Genomic DNA, 18,219 nt, shown 5'->3' on the forward strand with positions numbered 1-18,219 from the left:
TTCTTTATTGTTAATATTATTTGATATCATTTTTTAACTGAAAATAAAGAGATTGCGTAACTTCGCAATATTCAATAAAACACAACTAAATATTTAATATGAAATTTTTTATAGACACAGCAAATCTTGCTCAAATTAAAGAAGCCGAAGATTTAGGAATCTTAGATGGTGTAACAACTAATCCATCTTTAATGGCAAAAGAAGGCATTACCGGAACCGATAATATTTTAAAGCACTATGTTGATATCTGTAACCTTGTTTCTGGAGATGTAAGTGCAGAAGTTATTGCTACAGATTTTGAAGGAATGGTAAGAGAAGGAGAGGCTTTAGCCGAGCTTCATGAGCAAATTGTGGTAAAATTACCAATGATTAAAGACGGTGTAAAAGCTTGTAAATACTTTAGCGATAGAGGTATTAAAACTAATGTAACATTAGTATTTTCACCTGGTCAGGCTTTATTAGCAGCAAAAGCAGGAGCAACTTACGTGTCTCCATTTATTGGTCGTTTAGACGATATTTCTACAGATGGTTTAAACCTAATTGCAGAAATTAGACATATTTACGATAATTATGCTTTTGATACTCAAATTCTTGCTGCCTCTGTACGCCATACAATGCATGTAATTGATTGTGCTAAATTAGGTGCAGATGTAATGACGGGTCCTTTAAGCTCTATAGAAGGTTTACTTAAGCATCCACTTACAGATATTGGTTTGGCTAAGTTTTTAGAAGATTATAAAAAGGGAAACTAAAACAGTAATATTCACCATAAAAAAAATCCTGAAAAATATTTTTCAGGATTTTTTTTATTAAGTTATTAAGATGTTACTGGTTTAAAACACCTAGTAATTCCTGTTCGAAAACAATGCCAAACATATTAGCTTTTGCATTAACAATTTCTCCGTTTTTATTTAAAATAAAGACCTTTTGTATAGGCTTTACAGAAAGTGTTAATTTAGATTGTTTAGGAGATTTAAAACGATACTCATTATTAATTCTCACCTCATTACGTTTTAAAATTCTCACTTGCTCTTTATAAGAAATAGAGTCTACATTTATTGCAATAAAATTAAACTCTGGATATTTTACATTTAATTCTTTTACTCGCTTATGAGAATAAATTAAGTGGTTTTTGTTCTTTTTAGACCAAAAATAAACCACAGTTGGTTTCTTTATAAGCTCATTAAGATTAATTTCTTTGTCTTTATTATCTAATAAAGTTATTTGTGGTAACCTATTACCAGGTTTTAATCTTTTATAAGAATTTATAAACTGCGTAGAAACTTTAATATCTTCTAAATTTGTGCTTTTGTTTTTAAAAGATTCTAAAATAGCATCGTAATGCTCTGTATTTTTAGAAAAAGTAATAAACTGCGAAATCACAAACTTTAAAAGGTTGTTTTTTATATCTTCATTACTAACGTATTTATCAATAAGTTCTAATTTGTCTAAATTATAATGTAAATCTAACTTATTGTATTCGCTATCTTTAGAATGCGAAAAATGTTTTTGTAAAGCAATGTTATTAAAATGAAATCTTAAAAAAGAAACGTATGGACTGTAATCTTTTAAATCTTCATCATTATAGTCTATGTTTTCTCTGTAATCATAAAAATCTTCTGGGAGACTATTAAAGGCATCAAGTTCAGATATTTTATAATTAGCTAAGGGATATAGCTCTTTATGTGCATAATACTCATAATTAATACTTTTCTCTGCAATTTCATTAAAGAAAGGAGACGTATTATATTTAGCCTTTAATTTTTCAAGCTTTTTAAGTTTTAAATCTCTTGACTCTCTAAAAATACTATCAAATTCTTCAGCATCTTTTTGACCTAAACCTAAAATATTTTCATCGTCTTTTTCATTTTTTAAATAAAGCTCCATTAAGAAATTATTCTCTCTAGCACCTTTACCTGTAAAAACTAAAGATTCGTCAAAATCTATAGTATTTAAACGCAGCAGTAAGTTATCGTTAGGTTCAACTAAGATATTTTGATATTCTCTACCATCAAAAAAACCAAAAAAACCAGGTTCGAAATTAGATAATTTATAAGAAAATCTATTTTCACTATTTAAAAAAACGGTATCTAATGGCACATCAGCTTTTTTAAAAACTATATAATTACTATTAGGATTTACTATTTCACCTCCAATAAAAGCTTCATTAACACCAGTTTCATCCTTATCATCCTTACAGGAAAATAAAGAACATACTAATAGTAAAATAAGAGATAAAAAATTAAACTTCATAAATAGCGTGCGCAATAGTTAGATAAACAAAAATATGTTTTGTAAGCTTGTATAGGTGTTAATGCGTTGTTAAATTGAATTTAAAATAAGTTAAATACCTGTTTTATAGTAGTTTTATCTTACTTATATAACAGTCTATTTGCTTTTTAAAACCGAAGATATTATTTACTTTTGCAAAAAACTTATAAGTACTTTAACGCTATTTTATGTCAAGGAGTAAAAAGTGGCGTATTTTACAAGTTTTAATTTAAAAATTTCTGAGATTAAAATATTATAAAAATAGATGTTATCAGTTTCAAATCTTTCGGTACAGTTTGGTAAACGTGTGCTTTTCGACGAAGTAAATACAACCTTTAATAATGGAAATTGTTATGGAATTATTGGTGCTAACGGTGCCGGGAAATCAACATTTTTAAAAATAATTTCTGGACAGCAAGAAGCAAATTCTGGTCATGTACATTTAGAACCAGGAAAACGAATGTCTGTGCTAACACAAGATCACAATAAGCACGATGCAGATACAGTTTTAGAAACAGTATTAAAAGGTAATAAACCGTTGTACGATTTAAAGTCTGAAATAGATGCGCTTTATGCAGACTATACAGATGAAAATGCCGAAAAAATAGGAGAGCTTCAAGTACAATTTGAAGAAATGAATGGTTGGAATGCAGATAGCGATGCAGCTGCAATGCTTTCTAATTTAGGTATAAACGAAGATTTGCATTATACATTAATGGGAGATCTAGATGGTAAACAAAAAGTACGTGTTTTATTAGCGCAAGCTTTATTTGGAAATCCAGATGTACTTATTATGGATGAGCCTACCAATGATTTGGATTACGAAACTATTTCTTGGTTAGAAAATTTCTTAGCAAATTACGATAACTGTGTAATTGTTGTTTCTCACGATAGACACTTTTTAGATGCTGTTTGTACACATATTAGTGATATAGATTTTGGTAAAATAACTCACTTCTCTGGAAATTATACGTTTTGGTACGAGTCTTCTCAATTAGCAGCAAGACAACATGCACAACAAAATAAGAAAGCTGAAGAAAAGAAAAAGGAATTAGAAGAATTTATTCGTCGTTTCTCTGCAAACGTAGCAAAAAGTAAACAAGCTACAAGTAGAAAGAAAATGATAGATAAATTAAACATAGAGGATATAAGACGTACAAGTCGTAGATATCCAGCTATTATTTTTGAAAGAGATAGAGAAGCAGGAGACCAAATATTAAATGTAGAAGGTTTAACATCTACATTAGATGGAGAGGTTTTATTTAAAGATATAGATTTAAACCTTAATAAAGGAGATAAAGTAGTATTGTTTTCTAGAGATTCTAGAGCAACAACTGCTTTCTATCAAATTTTAAATAACAAATTAGAAGCCGATTCTGGAAAGTTTTCTTGGGGAGTTACAACAACACAATCTTACTTACCTTTAGATAATAGTGAGTTTTTTAATAACGACTTAACTTTAATAGATTGGTTACGCCAATGGGCTCAAACAGAAGAAGAAAGAGAAGAAGTGAACATTCGTGGTTTCTTAGGTAAAATGATTTTTAGTGGAGAAGAAGCTTTTAAAAAATCGTCTGTATTATCTGGAGGAGAAAAAGTACGTTGTATGTTATCTAGAATGATGATGACTAGAGCAAACGTTTTACAACTAGATGAACCAACAAACCATTTAGATTTAGAAAGTATTACTGCATTTAATAACTCTTTAAAGAACTTTAAAGGTACAGTACTTTTTACAACTCACGATCACGAGTTTGCACAAACTGTTGGTAATAGAGTAGTAGAGCTAACTCCAAATGGAGTTATAGATAAGTATACTACTTTTGATGAGTATATGCAGGATAAAAAAATAAAAGAATTAAGAGATAAAATGTATAATGTAACTGTATAATACAGTGTACATTCTATTTTAGTTCTCAATAAAAAAAACCTCAAAAACATTAGTTTTTGAGGTTTTTAATTTTATAATCTATTTAATAATAGATAGTTATTAAAAATTAGTTAGTTTCCATTTCGCTAATAACAGTTTCTACTATACCGCTAGCGGTTTCTAATTCACTTTCGTGTACATATATTTCTGGTTGTCCTGTTAGCGAAGAGCCAAATCCTGCTAATCTTCCAGACTCCGTTTCGTCTTTAATAACAGGATTAATTCCTGCATCTTCTAAACGTTGTTTAATTACTTGAATAATTATAGTTCCACCTGTATAAATTTTTATGTATTCTGAATCTGCCATAAGTTTCTGTTTTATAAGTTATACTTAAATATACAAAATATTACTGTTTAATTTATAACAAATTATAGAGTTTAAGTTTATTTTAAGACGTCTGTAAATCTATAAATTTCGTATATTATATTGAATATTAAAGTTTTAGGTATGGCTGTTATTGTTTGTAGATTAAAAAAGTGGTTACTAATAACACTTCTGTGTTATTGTTTTAATACTTATTCGCAAACAAAAGTTTTAAATCTAGCAGAAAGAAATGACAATGTTTTGGTTTCTAAATCAAATATTATTTCATTTTTATCCACTTCAAAAGAACACTCAGTATTATTAAATTTATTAAAAACCTCTAAACTCGATAGTTTGTTTTTAACAAAGCAAAATTATACGTTTTTTGCTCCTACAAATGCAGCTTTTGAAAAGCTTCCTAAAACTGTAATGAAAGAAATAGTATTACCAGAACATATAGATAAACTTAAAAGTATTTTAAATTATCATGTGTTAACTAATAGTGTGAATTCAGATTTAATAAAAGGTACTATTAAAACAAAAGGAAAAGCAATATTTAAGACTCTTAATGGTAAAAATATGACCGTTTATTTTAAAGATGGAGTTTATATTATTAAAGATGTAAAAGGTAATAAGGCATTGGTTGAAACACTAGATAAGCTGGAAGGTAATAGTGTAATACATATTTTAGATACCGTTTTATTACCAGACTAAGTACTGTTTAAAATGTACCTACAATTCCTATTTGGTTTCCAGTAAAGCTAATATTCCAAGCAATATTTTTTTTCTTTACATTATCGTATTTATACTCATTAGAGTTAAATAAAAATTTATCTACACTATCTACTACAGCTATACTTAGAGCAGTACCTAAAACAACATCTGTAAGCCAGTGTGCACCTACAAATAATCTAGAAATTGGAGCAATAGCTCCTAAGGTATAAACACCAACTTTAGACCAAGTGTTATTAAATTGTTTGGCTATAGAATGTGCCATTGTTACAGATAAAACGGTGTGTCCGGATGGAAAAGAGTGTAATTCGGCTTCATTAGACCATAAACGAAATTCATTACTTTTAAGTCCACTATTTGGCCTTGCTCTACCAAATACTGTTTTTCCTAAACTTTGTATAACACCAGAAGTAAAAGAAGAAGAGATTATTAAAACACTAGTTTTTCTTAATTTTTCGTTTTTTGTAAACAACCCATAGCCATATAATCCTGCATTTGCTATAAAATAAACTTGTGGGCTTCCAAATCGAGTACCAACTTCTTGAAAAAGTTTAGGCGGTTTTTGTCTAACAAAATAATCACTAGTTTCGTCATCTACCGTTGCTAATGCTAAAGAGCCAGCAACAACAGCACCTAGCGTAGTAAAATCTTTTTTATTCCAGCTTAAAGGTCTTAAAAACGAATGTTTAACACCCAATGCAGCGTTTTTACCATCTTTTAAAAACAATTGACCTATAGAGGTAGTATCTTTGCTAATGTCTGTAGAATGTTCTTGAGCATTTAATTGCATTGTAAGTAATACAATAAAAACATAAATTATCTTTTTAAGATACATTTTCATAAAGGCATTATATTATCTTAATTCTGCACCAAGTTTACTTTCAAAATTACTTTGAAGCTTTTTCATTATCTTATCAACCACTTTGTCGGTAAGTGTTTTGCGCTCATCTTGAAACATAAAACTTACGGCGTAACTTTTTTTACCGCTTGGTAAGTTTTTACCTTGATAAACATCAAATAAATTTACATTTTTAAGCAATTGTTTTTCGGTTTGTTTTGCTATGGTATAGATATCATCAAAAGTAACTTTATCATCTAATAATAATGCGAAATCACGTCTTACTTCTGGATATTTAGGGATATCTGTAAATTTAATTTTATTACGTTTTGCTACTTCAATAATATTATCCCAATTAAAATCTGCAAACAATACGTTTTGACTAATATCAAAATGTTTTAAAGTTTTGCTTTTAACTATTCCAAAATCTACTAATGCCATTTTACCTTGGCTATATTGAACACCTTCTATAAAAGCATCATTTTTAGAAGAAGTAGTTTTGTATCTAGAAATGCCTAAACGTTCTAAAGCAGTTTCTATAGTTCCTTTTAAATAGAAAAAATCTCCTTTTTGTTGTTTAGAAACCCAGCTTTCTTGTGTTTTATTTCCAGTAACAAAAAGAGTTAAATGTTTATATTCTTCACGAGTACCGTTGTAATCGTGATATGTTTTTCCAAATTCAAAAAGCTTTAAATCACTACGTCTTCTATTAATATTGTAAGATACAGCTTCTAGGCCAGAAAATAATAAAGACTGTCTCATAACAGACAAGTCATTACTTAAAGGATTTAAAATTGTAACATTATGTTCTTCTTTTAATAGCTCACTAAGTGTAATGTAGCTTGGTGTTGTTAATGAATTAGCCATAATCTCATAAAAGCCTTGAGAAGCTAATTGATTACCAATTACATTTTGTAGTTTGTGATCTTCAAATTTCGACGAATTTGAAATTGATGCATTAAGTTTAGTTGTTGTATGAATATTGTTATATCCATACACACGAAGTATTTCTTCTATAACATCTGCTTCACGTTGTACATCGTTTCTATATGCTGGAATGGTAAGACCTAAACCAGTTTCTGTAACATTATTTACTTTTATTTCTAAAGACCATAAAATACTTTTTATAGTTTCTTTAGGTATTTCTTGACCAATTAGTTTTGTTACTTTATCGAAAGAAAGGTGTACTTGAAAATCTTCAATTTTATTAGAGTAAAAGTCTGATATATCACTTGTTATTTCTCCACCAGCAACTTCTTTAATTAAAAGAGCTGCACGTTTTAAAGCATACTCGGTAATGTTTGGATCGATACCACGTTCAAACCTAAAAGAGGCATCTGTATTTAGTGCATGGCGTTTTGCGGTTTTTCTAACACTTACAGGATTAAAATAAGCACTTTCTAAGAAAATATTTCTTGTGTTTTGAGTTACACCAGAGTCTATTCCTCCAAAAACTCCAGCAATACATAAAGGTTTTTCACTATCACAAATCATTAAATCGTCTTCATGTAATTCACGCTCAACACCATCTAAAGTAGTGAATTTTGTACCTTTCTCTACTGTTTTAACTTCAATTTTATTATCAGAAATTTTATCTGCATCAAAAGCATGAAGTGGTTGTCCTAATTCATGTAAAACATAATTTGTTGCATCTACAATATTATTAATTGGAGATAAACCAATGGCTTTTAATCTATTTTGTATCCAAGCAGGCGAGTCTCCAACTTTTACACCAGAGATGGTAACACCACAATAGCGTGGTGCCAATTCGTTATTAGCAACTTCTATATCTATTTTAAGAGAGCGGCTATCTACATGAAAAGCACTTACAGAAGGTGTTATTAATTCTAAATTAATGTCTTTATGTAATAAGCCGGCTTTTAAATCTCGAGCAGTTCCAAAATGGCTCATAGCGTCGGCTCTGTTTGGAGTTAGTCCAATTTCAAAAACCTCATCATTTTCGATATTAAATAGTTCTGCACAAGGTGTGCCAACTACAGTATCTTCGGCTAAAACCATAATGCCATCGTGAGATTTTCCTAAACCTAGTTCGTCTTCGGCACAAATCATTCCAAAGCTTTCTTCTCCTCTTATTTTACCTTTTTTAATGGTCCATGCTTCACCATCTTCGGTATATAAAGTGGTACCAATTGTAGCTACTGGTACTTTTTGTCCGGCAGCAACATTTGGCGCGCCACAAACAATTTGCACAGGTGTTTCTGCTCCAATATTTACGGTAGTAACTTTAAGTTTGTCTGCATTACTATGCTGCTCGCAAGTTAAAACCTCTCCCACAACAACGCCTTGTAATCCGCCTTTTACACTTTGGTATGCGGTTAAACCTTCTACTTCCAAACCTAAGTCTGTAAGTAATTCGCTAGTTTGTTCTGCTGGCCAATCTGTTTTTATAAATTGTTTAATCCAGTTATAAGAAATCTTCATGTAGTAAACTTTAAGAGCGCAAATATAAGAATAGTTACGGCTTTTTTAAATCATAGAATCCCTTTTTTATTGTAATATTAAATTATAATAAAATGTTAAAAGCCGTCTTTAAAAAGTCTAAAAATATTTTGTACACGTAACTAAAGCATAATATTAATTATTAATCCACTTTAATACCACCAACAAAATGAAACATTTAAAAATTACATTGTTTTTTGCAGTTGCTATATTTTTTGCAGGAACACAATTTGCATTAGCTCAAGTAGAGGATGATGTAGAGAAAAAAGTTGAAAAGAAAGTAGAGGTCGAAAAAGAAAAAGTTGAAGTTAAAACTCTTGATACTAAAGACGATACTACTGTTAAAACTAGAAAGGTTGAAGAAAAGAAAACAGAATTAAGACGTTTAGATGGTGAAGGTGTAAAAGAAGATGATTTAGAGCTTGACGAAGACGAAGACGATGATGACAAATAATAAATTTATAGATTAAACTTCCCTCATGTTTAATTTATGTGAAGGCATTACGCGAGTAATGTCTTTTTTTTGTGAGTAATTTATTGTTATTTCGACTATTATTTAAAAATTATATTTTATGAAGTTATTTTTTCCTTTCCTGTTAATTTTTCTAATGTTTAATTGTCAAGAAAAGTCTACTCAAGAGTTTTTAAGCTTTGGGGACTATAGAGCAGAAATTAAAATTAATGAAACAGATGTAATACCATTTACATTTAAAGTAAAAGATGCTAATAATCTTACTGTTTTTAATGCTGAAGAAGAAATAGAAGTAGATGAAATAAAATACCGTAACGATTCTGTGTTTATAAAAATGCCAGTTTTTGAAGCGCTTTTAGCGGCGAAAATTAAAGATGAAACTTTAAGCGGAAATTTTATAGTAGAAGGTAAAAATAGAGTAGTGCCTTTTACAGCAAAAAAAAACAAATCAAGGTTTGATGTTGCTACAGATGCTAAAGCTAATATCTCTGGAAATTGGGAAACTGTATTTAGCCCAAACGTAGAAGGCGAGCGCTACATTGCTAAAGGTATTTTTAAACAAGAAGGAAACAAGGTTACAGGTACTTTTAGAACCGAAACTGGAGATTACCGTTTTCTTGAAGGAGTAATTTCTGGAGATAATTTAAAGCTATCAACTTTTGATGGTGCCCATGCTTTTTTGTTTACGGGCAAAGTAACAGATTCTACTATTAACGGTACATTTTTCTCTGGAAACCACTGGAAAGAACCTTTTACAGCCAAACGAAATGAAAATTATGAGCTACCAGATGCTAATAATTTAACCTATTTAAATAAAGGTTACGATAGCTTAGCTTTTACTTTTCCAGATGCAAATGGTAATATGGTGTCTTTAAGCGATGAACGTTTTAAAAACAAAGTAGTATTGGTACAAATTATGGGAACTTGGTGTCCTAATTGTTTAGATGAAAGTAAGTATTATGCAGAGTTTTATAAGCAAAACAAAGACAAAGATTTAGAGATTGTAGCCTTAGCCTTTGAATATGCTAAAACCGAAGACAAAGCATTTGCAAACATTAAACGTTTACAGGATAGAATTGATATTACATACCCAATTTTATTGGCACAAACAGGAACTACAAGTAAACAAAAAGCCCAAGAAAAATTACCAATGCTTAACCATGTACTAAGCTACCCAACTACAGTATTTGTAGATAAACAAGGTAAAGTACGTAAAATACATACAGGATTTAACGGTCCTGCTACTGGTGAAAAGTTTGTAGAGTTTAAAAATGAATTTACCTCCTTTGTTGGAGAGTTAATGGCAGAGTAGGTGTTTGGTCAATTGTTTTTATATTATACTAAGGAAAATTTGATGTAAGTTAGAATATAAAATTGTGGTTTCGCTTACAGATTAAGTATCTAGTTTAGTAAATATAAAATGTATAAAGTAGCTTGCTGAACAAATCAATGCTAAATAATGAAAAGTGTTGGATGATTCTTTTACAATCCCAAATACACCATAAATTGCCCACAAAACAGCTAAAATTAAATTAATTAAGCTTCTGTTCTTTTTATAAGATGTTTTCATTCTTATGCAGCTATTTATGTAATTTTTTTATCGTATTTGGATAGCTAATTTAATAAATCACGAAGTTAATTTAAAAGTTAGGCTCTATTTTAATATTATATTTTGTTAATAATCCAGGTATAGTATTTAAAGTAAATTTAGCTCCATTTATTTGGTTGTTTTCTGGATCAATAGTAAAGTTAGTAGCGTTTCTAAAATCGGTATGTTGTAAATTTGTGTTTTTAAAAACTGCATTTTGTAAATCGCAAGCATCAAAAACAGCCCAACTTAAATCGCATGCTGTAAAATCGACTTCATGTAGCTTGGTGTTTTTAAATGAAATTTTTGAAAGGTTGCGTTTAAAAAATGACGAATGATTTAATTGGCAATTGTTCACTTTTATAGAAAAACCAAAGTCGTTGCATTTATCAAATTGTAAACCTAGCATTTTACAATCTTTAAAATTAATATTTTGAAATTCTGTTTGTAAAATATAAGCAGAGCTTAAATTACAATCGAAAAATTCGCAGTCTATAAATCTAATTTTCGATAAATCTGAATTTGAGAAATTACAATTTAAAAAAGTACATAATTCATATTCTCCTTTTTCAAGACTGTTTATAGAAAAGTCTATTTTTCTAAATGTTTTTTCTTCAATAAATTGTTTCTGCATTAAAATCTTTTTTTCTTCTCTCTAATAAAGTATGTAATTTAGTAATAAACTATACACGCTATTACTAGTAATTTTATCGATTTAGTTTAGAGGTATATTCTCCTAACTTTTTCCAAATATCATAAAATTGTTTTGGTCCCTTTTCATCATCACTATTTGTATTTCGTATTAAATATCGTCCTGTGTTAGTTTCTTTGTCAAAAAACATAAATGATACTACTCCTGCATCTCCTCCAGTGTGGCCAATATATCCTTTAGCACTAAAACCCATAAAAATACCAGTATTGTATTCATCATTGTAAGGATTACGCTCATTACGTTTATTAAAGTGTTCTTCACTTAAATACTCAGTAAATAATGTTTTGTAATTTTTTTTGTTAAGCAGTGTGCCATTGCCTGTGTAACCTTTAATTAGTTCTGTTAAATATTTAGCCATATCATTGCATGAAGCAATAAGCATTCCATCTGGATAAGTTATTGCGGTATAAAATGGTAATGGTATGTCTAAATCATAATATAATTTAGAGTGTTTTGTTGCATCAACTTCATTTAATGACCATCCTGCGGAGTTCATTTTTAAAGGTTGAAGAATGTGTTTTTTAGTAAATTTATTAAACGGTATTCCTGTAGCTTTTTCTATAATTAGGGCTGTTAGTGTAGCTCCAATATTAGAATACTCAAACTTGTCTCCTGGTTTGTGCTTTAAAAAACCATTTTCTTTATCATAATATTTTCCTTTAGTTGTAAGCACCTCTTTTAAAAAATCCTCCATTTGTATTGCAGTTGCTGAAGGATTTAAACGCTGGTAAGGATAATTTTTATAAACTTTTGATAAATCTTGGTTGGGTGTTATTATCCAAGCATTATCCATATAGTGTTTTGTGTCAACAATAGTTGAAGTGTGTGTGGCTAAATGTTGTATGGTAATTTTTTTATTAGGGTAATTAGGATTTAATACTTTAAATGCAATGTATTTATCTATAGGATCATCTAAATTTAATTTACCCAATTCATGCGCTTTCATTAATGCTACCCCAATTAAGGTTTTAGAAATAGAAGCTATGTGTTGTATTGTATTTTCTGTGTAAGCAATTTTATTTGCTTTATCTGCCCACCCAAAACCATTGCTATACAAGGTTTTTTTTTCGTTAACTATAGCAACTCCAAAACCGTTTGTTAGTCCTTGTTTGTAAATACTATCTAGTTCGGCAGTTAAAGAATCTTTAGCTACTTGCATAGGATTTTGCAATTCATTTGTCCGCTGTTTTTTTTGATTGCAGGAAACACAAATGTTTATTCCTATAATTAATATTATAATTTTTTTTATATGTTTCATCTTAATTGCTAGTAACGTGTTTGTGTATGGAAAGTTACGTGGTTTAAGTAACTAATTTAGCAAATAAAAACCGAATAGAAAATCCGCGAGGATTTTCGTAAGCAAGCCTTTACTAGCAATGGATTATATACGTTGTTAGACCACGTTTTGTTTAGTCAATTTTAATATCTTTTTTAACTCTTTTTCATAATTCAATTTCATTCTCAAAGTTTTGTCATATAAATCCGATTTATTTGAAAAACCACCTAAAAAATTAAAATCCATTGGCATAGGTGAATTCAAATCAATTGATTCTAAAGGATATGTTGTAAGAATTTCATCTTGTCTTCTTATTTCATCTTGTAAAGCCATTGTAGGTATTTTTCCAGAAAGATAGTTGTTATAATAATTTGCTCTTTGTGTAAGTATTTCTATTAAATAGTTGTCTTCATAAAGCATTTCATCAATATCTGAAAAAATAATATTTTCTCGAAAATGATTCATTAAAGTATCAGCAAGTTCAGAATTTGCATAAGTTTGAATTATTGGTGTTGAAATAAACCAAAAGAAAATTTTCATTTCAGATTTACTTTTATTTTTTATTTCGTTACTGATTTCCATATCTTCTAAAAAGACTTCAGTTAATTTATCAACAAAATGTGGTAAAAATTGAATGAGCTCTTCTCTTGTGTATTTTTTATTAATTCCTAATATCGATTTGAGTTTTTGAAGCATAAATTATTGTTTTTTACGGTTGGTGTATAAATGTGGTCTAACGGTCTCGGCTATGAGTAGTTGCGTGGGTTAGCACTAAACTTAGCAAGTGCACACCAAACTGAAAATCCGCGAGGATTTTCAGAAGTAGGCGAGAACAAGCAATTACTTATAGCCATTGTTGTGTGGCGTTTTTATTTTTTAACACGTTCAAGTACGAATTCAGATTTTTTTCCATAAAGTGTTGTGGTCAGATGTAGTTGATTTTCGACTAATTCATATTCCATTTCCCAATTCACTTTGTCTTTTAACAACACATTTATTTTTTCAATCGATGGTTTTATTTCGTATGTACCATACATTTTCAATTCATTGTCAATCATTTGGTTAAAAACTCCACTATCATTGAATTCCATTACATTATTGTTATAAGTCATTTTTGCAACTTTAATAACATTGTCCAATGCCAAAGAATCGTTAAACACTTTTTTAAACTCTTTTGAAATAGAAATCGAATCTGTTTTAGTGTTCAGGTAAAAGTCTCCGCTATTTACCGAAGCGATTTTCCATTTTCCAACAATTTTATCTTGTTCATTTTGCGCACAAGAAATAGTTAGACTGATTAAAAAAAGTAAGGTCGAAATTCTTTTCATAGGTTTGAGTTCAAATGACACACAACGTGTTTGTGTATGGTTAGTTGCGTGGTTAAGCACCTAATTTAGCAAATAAATCACAGATAGAATATTCCGCAGGAATATTCGTAAGTAGGCTAGAACTAGCAATTAATTATATACGGTGTTGGCAAATCGTTATTTACGATAAATTATTTTTCTTTCCTTTATTTCAGTTATTATATTATCTCGACTATATATTTTTTTTATCCAATTATTCCATTGGTCATATATGGTTTTTATATCAATAGTGAAGCTACTTTCATTATCATTTTTATACATAGTCCATTTAGTTGTTATGCTTGATGGATTTGTAAATTTATTGTAATATCTCTTTACTTCATTATTTTCATTAAATCTCAAATGTATATTTGAAATAGAATCTTTTAACGAATGAATAATCCTTGACTCTTTTAACTTATTACTATCAAAGATATTTTTTATTTCAATTTTTGAATCCTTTCTTATCAAAGTTTTGGAAACTTCTTTCCTATCTAAATCTTGCTTTAAAGTAGTTTTAATGATGGTGTCGTTAACAAGCTGATACTTATATGTTATATTACTGACTGGGTAATATGAAGCTGTTATTCCATCATTAGTTTCTTCGTAAGAGAATATTTTTCCGGATTTATTCTTTGGGTTCGTATACGTTTCTTTAATTAGTTGGTTATTCGTATCAAATTCATAATTCCTGTGACTTATAAGTTTATTATTTATGAATTTTTCTCTCTTAATAACTAAATTATTTTTAAAAGTATTTACATATTTTTCTATGTAATTTGAATTCTTATTAATTAAAATCGAATCTGGATAATTTGTTTTGTTTGAAAAAAACTGCACCAGAAATATATTTGTGCTATCATTTTTTATGAAAGATATCTTTTTAATTCTCGATAGATTGTCATAATCTATCAGTTTTATTAAGTTGGTTTTGGGATAATTAATACGATTAACTTTTCCTTCTTTTGAAAAATTATAATCGGTTGTTCTAGTAATTGTATCTTTTTCTTTATTTATTCTATGTGATGTTATACTAATTTCTTTAACTTTTCCATTTATACTCAAATCGTCGGTTAATTTTAAAAAGTCATCTACTTTTTTTTCTTGAGAAAAAGTAAATCCACAAAAAATGAAGTAAAATAAAAGTATAAGATTTCTGTTTCTCATAATGTTTGCCAACGTTTATATATACCAAACATAGTTATTTTTGTATCGTTTAACAAACTAATTTGTTGGTATATACCAACTTTTATTAAAGTTTGTATATATTTATTTAATGGAAGGTTATCGCAACTTTTTAGATTGTTTTTTTATCGTGAACACGCTCAACAACGCCATTAGCCCAATCTTTAATTCTGGGTCCAAAACATTCTAAAATAGCATCTACACCAACTACGCTACCTTTGGCAAGCCTACCTAAAACCGCTAAATTTAGTGTTTGTCTTTTATTATTAGAATTTACTAATCCGTTGGGTTGGGTATCAACGCCAAGTTTACTGTGTATTGGTTGAATTAAATTATCGCTCAATAAATTAGTAACAATAGGAGCGATTACTTTTTCAATTTTTGGGCTGTCTAAAACCGCATTAATCATAGTATCTACCGTAATTACTTGATTGTGTTTTTGTAGTTGCCAACCATTTTCTTTTAAAGTAATGTCTGGATCGTTTACAAAGTTTAAATCTAGTGTGCCTTGATAGGTTAATGCGAGTAATTGCTGTAAACTTTCTATTGGCGGACCAAAAGCATAACGTTTCATACGCTCGTCTAGAGCAATAACTTGGTTTATAACACTATCTTTTAGTTTAGAGTGAGACATCATGGCGTATAAAGTAGGTTCGCAATGGCGCCACACTTGACCTAAGCAATAGTCTAAACTAATAGGTTTTGTAGCAGTTGCCATATCTACATAGGCTTGAATTATAACCTCTGGTGCATTATCGTGAGATAGTATTAAATCGTGAGTAAAACTATTATCTTGTAAATAAGCTTCGGTTATTACTTTTAATTCTTTTTCTGTAAAATTATGTTGGTACGCGTGGTTTCCTAATTTTATGTATTGATGTGCAACTACAGTGGCTATAGATTCAATTAAGAAGGTATTACCATTATTATAATTTTTATTATCTCTAATTTGAAGTAATTCAGACTTAAAACTTAATATTTTGGCATCGCTTGGTGTAAATAATGCATCAATTTTAGAGTTTAAAGGTTTGCTTGCCATTGGTAAACCATCTAGAGAAAAGGGAACAAGCTTTAAGCTGCTTTCTCCTGGATGATATTTCATTTTATTGGTTTCTGTATCTACTACTTCAAAATTACCTCCATTTGCTTTAACAATAGCTCTAGCAACATCTATTGTGGCTAAACCAAAACCTCTTAAGCCAACTGTATGTGCTTCGGTTTTATAATTTACCGATAATAAGTGCTTTATTGGGTATGGGTTTAAAAATAAATTTACTGCGTTATTGTTTTTAGCATATTTTAACCAGTTTTTAAGCTGTTGCGAACATTCGGTTTCTTGATGGCCAATAGTTAAAACAACGTCGTCTGCATTATAGGTTTTACCACTTTTTACAGTAATTGTAAAGCACGGATTGTTGTTTTCAACCTCTATAACTTCGGCATTAAAAACAGATAAAATATTGTGCTCTTCTAGAGTTTTTGCAACAGTATTGTAACGTGCTTTTAAATACTTACCAATTTCTGAACGTTTTGGGAATACTTCGTGTTTGTTGTTTATAATTTCATCTTTATTTTTCCCTGTCCATTCGTGGTACGATTTAAAACCTTCAACTTTAAAATTTTCGAATTCTAAAGTCGGTCTTTTTGCAATAGTTAAGGCGCGTTCCGAAATGTTTAGCCAATTAGTATCTGGCTGGTCTAGGTTGTAAATAGCACCACAGCCTAATTGTGAGGATTTTTCGAAAATTATAATTTTAGGTAGTGTTTTTGTTTCAGCTTTTGCTAAAGCAATCAATACATTTTCCAATGCAGAAAGACCTCTTGGTCCGCATCCAATTATAGCAATGGTTTTTATGGGTTGGTTCATTTTATTGTTTTATAATTTTAAAACTGAAAGGATTATTGTAAACTGATGCTTTCTATAAGTAATTTAAAATGTTCTTCCTTTTTATTGCCTATTAAAAATGCAAGTTCTTCTATTGAAGCTTTATCAAAATTAGGAATGTCTAAAGTTTTGCCTCTAAAAGCAGGATACATTGTGTTTAAATCGATGTTTATGGTTTGCCATTCGCCATTAGTAGTAAACGGTTTTATATAGGAATGTCTATCTTTAGAATTGGCTTTAATTCTAAATTGATAGGTTTTACCATCACCTTTCAATTTTATAGTAATTTTAGAGGCTTCTGAAACATTTAAGGTTGCCATAGAATAGCGCACAGATGAAAAGCCGCCATTGTTTTCTAAAGATATTTTGCCACTAAATTCGCCATATCCATCATTATTAAGTGAAAATGTTCCGTTAGATTTTCCGCCCATAACAACATCGTCCACAATACGCCAGTTAGAAATGTTAGCGTTTTTAGAAAATGTAAAAATAGGAGTAGACATGGTAATTGTAAATATGGTTAAAATTATAGCTAGTAATTTCATAGCGCGTTTTTACCAAATTTACAATTTTGAAGCGCGTAACGCTCTCAATAAAAAGTTAAAAGGTTGTTGAAGTAAAAAAAAGTTTAACCGTGAATGGTTTCGCTTTTGCCGTAGCTTTTAATTAATTCGCCTTCAAATTCTACAAGTTCTTTCCAGCGTTTATCTACATCAATTCCTTTGCCGTACTTTCTTGCAAAAGTTATAAAAGTAGTATAATGTCCTGCTTCGCTAACCATTAAATCATAATAAAATTTAGAGAGTTCTTTGTCTTTAATGCGTTGCGATAATAACTTAAAACGTTCGCAACTACGTGCTTCTATCATGGCCGAAAACAACAAACGATCTACAAAGCTTTGTTGCCTACTTCCGCCTTTATTCATAAACTTATACAATTGGTTTACGTAATGGTCTTTACGCTCACGACCTAAAGTGTAGCCACGTTTTTTAATTATATCGTGTACCATTTGAAAGTGTTCTAACTCTTCTTGTGCTAGTTTTATAAGTTCTGTAACTAACTCTTCGTGCTCGCTATTGTTAGTGATAATTGTAATAGCATTTGTGGCTGCTTTTTGTTCGCACCAAGCATGATCGGTTAAAATTTCTTCAATATTACTTTCTACAATGGTTACCCAACGCGGATCGGTTTCTAATTTTAAGTGAAGCATGCTCATAAAG

The 18,219-nt window shown here is 29.7% G+C and carries 17 protein-coding genes; 5 read left to right on the forward strand and 12 right to left on the reverse strand.

What is annotated here, in order from left to right; translation table 11 throughout:
• Nucleotides 1-98 precede the first annotated feature (98 nt).
• On the forward strand, nucleotides 99-752 hold the full coding sequence (gene fsa / locus BWR22_RS06860) for a fructose-6-phosphate aldolase (RefSeq protein WP_076732886.1): 654 nt from the start codon (nucleotides 99-101) through the stop codon (nucleotides 750-752).
• 73 nt (nucleotides 753-825) lie between these two features.
• Here fsa and BWR22_RS06865 read toward each other — a convergent pair whose 3' ends face one another.
• Nucleotides 826-2,253 carry a TlpA family protein disulfide reductase gene (locus BWR22_RS06865; RefSeq protein WP_083678244.1) on the reverse strand — a complete coding sequence of 476 codons (1,428 nt, stop codon included), beginning with the start codon at nucleotides 2,251-2,253 and terminating at the stop codon, nucleotides 826-828.
• Nucleotides 2,254-2,536: 283 nt separating this feature from the next.
• Between BWR22_RS06865 and BWR22_RS06870 the strand changes: the two genes are divergently transcribed.
• A complete protein-coding gene (locus BWR22_RS06870; protein WP_076732889.1) occupies nucleotides 2,537-4,162 on the forward strand; it encodes an ABC-F family ATP-binding cassette domain-containing protein in 1,626 nt (541 codons plus the stop codon).
• Between the two features lie 106 nt (nucleotides 4,163-4,268).
• Here BWR22_RS06870 and BWR22_RS06875 read toward each other — a convergent pair whose 3' ends face one another.
• Nucleotides 4,269-4,508, reverse strand: a complete 240-nt coding sequence (locus tag BWR22_RS06875; protein WP_076732891.1) for a putative signal transducing protein — start codon at nucleotides 4,506-4,508, stop codon at nucleotides 4,269-4,271.
• A 120-nt stretch (nucleotides 4,509-4,628) separates the two neighbouring features.
• Here BWR22_RS06875 and BWR22_RS06880 point away from each other — a divergent pair, with 120 nt between their 5' ends.
• The gene (locus BWR22_RS06880; protein ID WP_076732893.1) at nucleotides 4,629-5,219 is read left to right on the forward strand and encodes a fasciclin domain-containing protein; all 591 of its coding nucleotides are present in this window, start codon (nucleotides 4,629-4,631) and stop codon (nucleotides 5,217-5,219) included.
• Between the two features lie 7 nt (nucleotides 5,220-5,226).
• Here the strand turns inward: BWR22_RS06880 and BWR22_RS06885 are convergent, their stop codons facing one another.
• Together BWR22_RS06885 and pheT are read right to left on the reverse strand one after the other, a co-directional pair.
• Entirely contained in the window at nucleotides 5,227-6,078 is an 852-nt protein-coding gene (locus BWR22_RS06885) for a phosphatase PAP2 family protein (RefSeq protein ID WP_076732895.1), read from the reverse strand.
• A 12-nt stretch (nucleotides 6,079-6,090) separates the two neighbouring features.
• The gene (pheT, locus tag BWR22_RS06890; protein ID WP_076732897.1) at nucleotides 6,091-8,517 is read right to left on the reverse strand and encodes a phenylalanine--tRNA ligase subunit beta; all 2,427 of its coding nucleotides are present in this window, start codon (nucleotides 8,515-8,517) and stop codon (nucleotides 6,091-6,093) included.
• Between the two features lie 187 nt (nucleotides 8,518-8,704).
• Between pheT and BWR22_RS06895 the strand changes: the two genes are divergently transcribed.
• Complete coding sequence (locus BWR22_RS06895; RefSeq protein WP_076732898.1) at nucleotides 8,705-8,989, forward strand: hypothetical protein; 285 nt, start codon at nucleotides 8,705-8,707, stop codon at nucleotides 8,987-8,989.
• A gap of 118 nt (nucleotides 8,990-9,107) precedes the next feature.
• Complete coding sequence (locus tag BWR22_RS06900) at nucleotides 9,108-10,319, forward strand: TlpA disulfide reductase family protein (protein ID WP_076732900.1); 1,212 nt, start codon at nucleotides 9,108-9,110, stop codon at nucleotides 10,317-10,319.
• A 328-nt stretch (nucleotides 10,320-10,647) separates the two neighbouring features.
• Here BWR22_RS06900 and BWR22_RS06905 read toward each other — a convergent pair whose 3' ends face one another.
• The 8 genes from BWR22_RS06905 to miaE form a co-directional block, all read right to left on the reverse strand.
• The gene (locus BWR22_RS06905; protein ID WP_076732902.1) at nucleotides 10,648-11,229 is read right to left on the reverse strand and encodes a pentapeptide repeat-containing protein; all 582 of its coding nucleotides are present in this window, start codon (nucleotides 11,227-11,229) and stop codon (nucleotides 10,648-10,650) included.
• A 73-nt stretch (nucleotides 11,230-11,302) separates the two neighbouring features.
• A complete protein-coding gene (locus tag BWR22_RS06910; RefSeq protein WP_241828236.1) occupies nucleotides 11,303-12,466 on the reverse strand; it encodes a serine hydrolase domain-containing protein in 1,164 nt (387 codons plus the stop codon).
• Between the two features lie 234 nt (nucleotides 12,467-12,700).
• Entirely contained in the window at nucleotides 12,701-13,279 is a 579-nt protein-coding gene (locus BWR22_RS06915; protein WP_076732906.1) for a hypothetical protein, read from the reverse strand.
• A 173-nt stretch (nucleotides 13,280-13,452) separates the two neighbouring features.
• Complete coding sequence (locus BWR22_RS06920) at nucleotides 13,453-13,911, reverse strand: hypothetical protein (protein WP_076732908.1); 459 nt, start codon at nucleotides 13,909-13,911, stop codon at nucleotides 13,453-13,455.
• 156 nt (nucleotides 13,912-14,067) lie between these two features.
• The gene (locus BWR22_RS06925) at nucleotides 14,068-15,096 is read right to left on the reverse strand and encodes a hypothetical protein (protein ID WP_076732910.1); all 1,029 of its coding nucleotides are present in this window, start codon (nucleotides 15,094-15,096) and stop codon (nucleotides 14,068-14,070) included.
• Between the two features lie 130 nt (nucleotides 15,097-15,226).
• Complete coding sequence (locus BWR22_RS06930; RefSeq protein WP_076732912.1) at nucleotides 15,227-16,981, reverse strand: FAD/NAD(P)-binding protein; 1,755 nt, start codon at nucleotides 16,979-16,981, stop codon at nucleotides 15,227-15,229.
• A gap of 32 nt (nucleotides 16,982-17,013) precedes the next feature.
• Complete coding sequence (locus tag BWR22_RS06935; RefSeq protein ID WP_076732914.1) at nucleotides 17,014-17,544, reverse strand: CIA30 family protein; 531 nt, start codon at nucleotides 17,542-17,544, stop codon at nucleotides 17,014-17,016.
• An 83-nt stretch (nucleotides 17,545-17,627) separates the two neighbouring features.
• A complete protein-coding gene (miaE, locus tag BWR22_RS06940) occupies nucleotides 17,628-18,209 on the reverse strand; it encodes a tRNA-(ms[2]io[6]A)-hydroxylase (RefSeq protein ID WP_076732916.1) in 582 nt (193 codons plus the stop codon).
• Nucleotides 18,210-18,219: the final 10 nt, after the last annotated feature.

It is taken from the genome of Lacinutrix venerupis (assembly GCF_001971745.1).
In the GTDB taxonomy this organism is placed as follows: domain Bacteria; phylum Bacteroidota; class Bacteroidia; order Flavobacteriales; family Flavobacteriaceae; genus Lacinutrix; species Lacinutrix venerupis.

What these genes read in the sequence shown, in the direction of transcription:
- BWR22_RS06925 (WP_076732910.1), bottom strand. Translation starts at nt 15,096, where the DNA reads ATGAGAAACAGAAATCTTATACTTTTATTTTACTTCATTTTTTGTGGA.
- BWR22_RS06935 (WP_076732914.1), bottom strand. Translation starts at nt 17,544, where the DNA reads ATGAAATTACTAGCTATAATTTTAACCATATTTACAATTACCATGTCT.
- pheT (WP_076732897.1), bottom strand. Translation starts at nt 8,517, where the DNA reads ATGAAGATTTCTTATAACTGGATTAAACAATTTATAAAAACAGATTGG.
- BWR22_RS06915 (WP_076732906.1), bottom strand. Translation starts at nt 13,279, where the DNA reads ATGCTTCAAAAACTCAAATCGATATTAGGAATTAATAAAAAATACACA.
- BWR22_RS06930 (WP_076732912.1), bottom strand. Translation starts at nt 16,981, where the DNA reads ATGAACCAACCCATAAAAACCATTGCTATAATTGGATGCGGACCAAGA.
- BWR22_RS06905 (WP_076732902.1), bottom strand. Translation starts at nt 11,229, where the DNA reads ATGCAGAAACAATTTATTGAAGAAAAAACATTTAGAAAAATAGACTTT.
- BWR22_RS06870 (WP_076732889.1), top strand. Translation starts at nt 2,537, where the DNA reads ATGTTATCAGTTTCAAATCTTTCGGTACAGTTTGGTAAACGTGTGCTT.
- BWR22_RS06865 (WP_083678244.1), bottom strand. Translation starts at nt 2,253, where the DNA reads ATGAAGTTTAATTTTTTATCTCTTATTTTACTATTAGTATGTTCTTTA.
- BWR22_RS06920 (WP_076732908.1), bottom strand. Translation starts at nt 13,911, where the DNA reads ATGAAAAGAATTTCGACCTTACTTTTTTTAATCAGTCTAACTATTTCT.
- fsa (WP_076732886.1), top strand. Translation starts at nt 99, where the DNA reads ATGAAATTTTTTATAGACACAGCAAATCTTGCTCAAATTAAAGAAGCC.
- BWR22_RS06875 (WP_076732891.1), bottom strand. Translation starts at nt 4,508, where the DNA reads ATGGCAGATTCAGAATACATAAAAATTTATACAGGTGGAACTATAATT.
- BWR22_RS06895 (WP_076732898.1), top strand. Translation starts at nt 8,705, where the DNA reads ATGAAACATTTAAAAATTACATTGTTTTTTGCAGTTGCTATATTTTTT.
- BWR22_RS06910 (WP_241828236.1), bottom strand. Translation starts at nt 12,466, where the DNA reads ATGCAAGTAGCTAAAGATTCTTTAACTGCCGAACTAGATAGTATTTAC.
- BWR22_RS06885 (WP_076732895.1), bottom strand. Translation starts at nt 6,078, where the DNA reads ATGAAAATGTATCTTAAAAAGATAATTTATGTTTTTATTGTATTACTT.
- BWR22_RS06900 (WP_076732900.1), top strand. Translation starts at nt 9,108, where the DNA reads ATGAAGTTATTTTTTCCTTTCCTGTTAATTTTTCTAATGTTTAATTGT.
- miaE (WP_076732916.1), bottom strand. Translation starts at nt 18,209, where the DNA reads ATGCTTCACTTAAAATTAGAAACCGATCCGCGTTGGGTAACCATTGTA.